This is a genomic window from Streptomyces sp. NPDC059456 (assembly GCF_042750055.1).
GTDB lineage: Bacteria > Actinomycetota > Actinomycetes > Streptomycetales > Streptomycetaceae > Streptomyces.
Map to the genome: position 1 here is coordinate 1 of NZ_JBHYVA010000867.1, position 3,009 is coordinate 3,009.

The following is a 3,009-nucleotide window of genomic DNA, read 5'->3' on the forward strand; positions in this document are numbered from 1 at the left end:
CCATCAGGACGAGGCGGCGCGCATCGTGCGCGACCGGCCCGCCGGCCGGACGCCGGCGGGGGCGGTCCATGCGCACTTCCTGGGCGCCCTCGCCGAACGGGACCCGATCACCGGGCTGTGCGACCACCCCGGGGTGCTCGCGTACCAGCGGCTGCTCTACACCACCGCCAGCCTGGAGACCCGGCTCGGCCACTACACCGACCGCGAGGTGGAGCTGCTCGCCGCCGTGCTCGAGGCGGAGTCCGTGGCGCCGCTCGCCGCCCGGCTCGCGGCGACGCACCTGGTGGCCGCCCGGCACGAGCTGGGCCGCGAGAACTGGCGGCGCCTGGACTGCGGCCAGAGCGCCGACGACGCCTACCCGGCCGCCGTGGCCGACGCCGACCTGGCCTTCACGATGCTGGCCGGCGGGCTCGACCGGGCCCTCCCCGTGGCCGGGTGACCCGTCAGGCGCCCGGCGGTCTCCCGCGCACGGGTGCAGGAGGGCGGCGGGTTCAGCCCAGCAGGATCCGCTTCAGTTCGCGCGCCGCGCGCGGGGGAGCGACGTCCGTGCGGTGCGCCAGCGCGATCGTGCGGCGCAGCGGGGAGCCCGCGAGCGGCGTCGCCCGCAGCCCCGGTCCGCCGTGGTCGACGACCATCGCCGGGACCACCGCCACCCCGAGCCCCGCCCGGACGAAACCCAGGACGGCGTCCATCTCCCCGCCCTCCACGGTGAACACCGGCTCGAATCCCTCCGCCCGGCAGGCGGTCACCGTCAGGTCCCGCAGGTCGTAGCCGTGGCGGAACATCACCATCGGCTCGTCGCGCAGGGCCGAGACCGTGAGCGGGCCGCCCCCCGCCGGAGGCGGCAGCTCCGCCGAGGAGACCACCACCAGATCCTCCGTCAGCAGCTCCACCGTGGTCAGCGCCGGAGCCGAAGGCGGCAACGGCAGCGCGATCAGGGCCAGGTCCAGGGCCCCGCGAGCGAGCTCCCGTACGAGGTCAAGCGAACCGCTCTCCTCGATCAGCAGCTCGATCCCCGGATGTGCGGTGTGGAAGGCGCGCAGCACGCCCGGCAGCAGGCCCGTGCACACGCTCGGTGTCGCCCCCAGCCGCACCCGCCCCCGCCGCAGCTGCGCCAGTTCCTGCACCTCCAGCCGTGCGGTGTCCGCATCCGCCAGGATCCGCCGCGCCAGCGGCAGCAGCGCCTCGCCCGCGTCGGTGAGCGCGATGTTCCCCCGCGCCCGGCTGAACAGCTCCGCCCCCAGCTCCCGTTCGAGCGCCTTGATCTGCTGCGAGAGCGAGGGCTGGGCGACGTGCACCCGCTCCGCGGCCCGGGTGAAGTGCCGGGTCTCGGCGACGGCCACGAAGTACAGGAGCTGCTGGAATTGCATGGCCCCAGAATACCGCTTGCATAGGAAGTGCCTATCGGGATCAGCGCCATCATGTCTTGGACCTCTCGGGACTTTGGTCCTTACCGTCGAGGACATGGCTCTGGCAACGCGGACGGGCCGACGGCCGTCCACCACGCGCACGCTCTGGGACTCCACCGTCGGCAAGAAGTCCGTGATGGCGGTGTCCGGGCTGATCATGCTCGGATACCTGGTCGTCCACATGCTCGGCAACCTCAAGATCTTCTTCGGGGCGGACGAGTTCAACGGCTACGCCCACTGGCTGCGCACCCTCGGCTCCCCCTTCCTGCACCACGAGTGGGCCCTGTGGATCGTCCGCGTGGTCCTGGTCGCCGCCGTCGTCGCCCACGCGGTGTGCGCGTACCAGCTCAGCCGCCGCGACATCACGGCGCGTCCGGTGAAGTACGCCCACAAGCGCCGCCGCGCGAGCTACGCCACCCGCACGATGCGCTGGGGCGGGATCATCCTCGCCCTCTTCATCGTCTGGCACCTCCTCGACCTCACCACCCTCACCGTCAACGAGCGGGCGTGGGCCGGCCACCCCTACGAGAACGTCCTCGCGACCTTCTCCACCTGGTACGGCAACACCGTCTACATCGTGGCGATGGCCGCCCTCGGCCTGCACGTCCGGCACGGCTTCTGGAGCGCCGCCCAGACCCTCGGCGCGGGCAACGCCCGCCGCGAACGGACGCTGAAATTCCTGGCCAACGCCCTGGCCCTCGTCCTGTTCGCGGGCTTCGTGTCCGTCCCCGTCGCCGTCATGACCGGAGTGGTGAGCTGACATGAGCAACGACTTCCCGCACACCGACTACACCCACTACGCCACCGGCGAGCCGATCGCCGACACGAAGGCCCCCGACGGCCCCATCGCCGAACGCTGGGACCGCCGCCGCTTCGAGGCCAAGCTCGTCAACCCGGCCAACCGCCGCAAGCACACCGTCATCGTCGTCGGCACCGGCCTGGCCGGTGGCGCAGCCGGTGCCACCCTCGCCGAACAGGGCTACCACGTCGTCCAGTTCTGCTTCTCCGACTCCCCCCGCCGGGCCCACTCCATCGCCGCCCAGGGCGGGATCAACGCCGCCAAGAACTACCGCAACGACGGCGACTCGGTGCACCGCCTCTTCTACGACACCGTCAAGGGCGGCGACTTCCGCGCCCGCGAGTCGAACGTCCACCGCCTCGCCCAGATATCCGTCGAGATCATCGACCAGTGCGTCGCGCAGGGCGTCCCCTTCGCCCGCGAGTACGGCGGCCTCCTCGACACCCGCTCCTTCGGCGGCGTCCAGGTCTCCCGGACCTTCTACGCCCGCGGCCAGACGGGACAGCAGCTCCTCCTCGGCGCCTACCAGGCCCTGTCCCGGCAGATCGCAGCCGGCAACGTCGAGATGCACGCCCGCACCGAGATGCTCGACCTGATCACGGTGGACGGAGTCGCCCGCGGCATCGTCGCCCGCGACCTGGTCACCGGCAGCATCGACACCCACTACGCCGACGCCGTCGTCCTCGCCTCCGGCGGCTACGGAAACGTCTTCTACCTCTCCACCAACGCCATGAACTCCAACGCGACCGCCGTCTGGCGGGCGCACCGGCGCGGCGCGTACTTCGCCAACCCCTGCTTCAC

At 72.0% G+C, this 3,009-nt stretch carries 3 protein-coding genes and 1 pseudogene; 3 read left to right on the forward strand and 1 reads right to left on the reverse strand.

Going from position 1 to position 3,009, the window contains the following annotated elements; translation table 11 throughout:
• A pseudogene (locus ACFXA3_RS39740) lies at positions 1-439 on the forward strand (TetR family transcriptional regulator); the annotation flags it as partial.
• Between the two features lie 52 nt (positions 440-491).
• Here ACFXA3_RS39740 and ACFXA3_RS39745 read toward each other — a convergent pair.
• Entirely contained in the window at positions 492-1,370 is an 879-nt protein-coding gene (locus ACFXA3_RS39745; RefSeq protein WP_385195845.1) for a LysR family transcriptional regulator, read from the reverse strand.
• Between the two features lie 94 nt (positions 1,371-1,464).
• On the opposite strand from ACFXA3_RS39745, the gene ACFXA3_RS39750 reads away from it, so the two are divergent.
• Both ACFXA3_RS39750 and ACFXA3_RS39755 read left to right on the forward strand, forming a co-directional pair.
• Entirely contained in the window at positions 1,465-2,169 is a 705-nt protein-coding gene (locus tag ACFXA3_RS39750; protein WP_385195849.1) for a succinate dehydrogenase cytochrome b subunit, read from the forward strand.
• A 1-nt stretch (position 2,170) separates the two neighbouring features.
• Positions 2,171-3,009: FAD-binding protein (locus ACFXA3_RS39755; protein WP_385195851.1), on the forward strand; the 839-nt coding region annotated here is incomplete at its 3' end.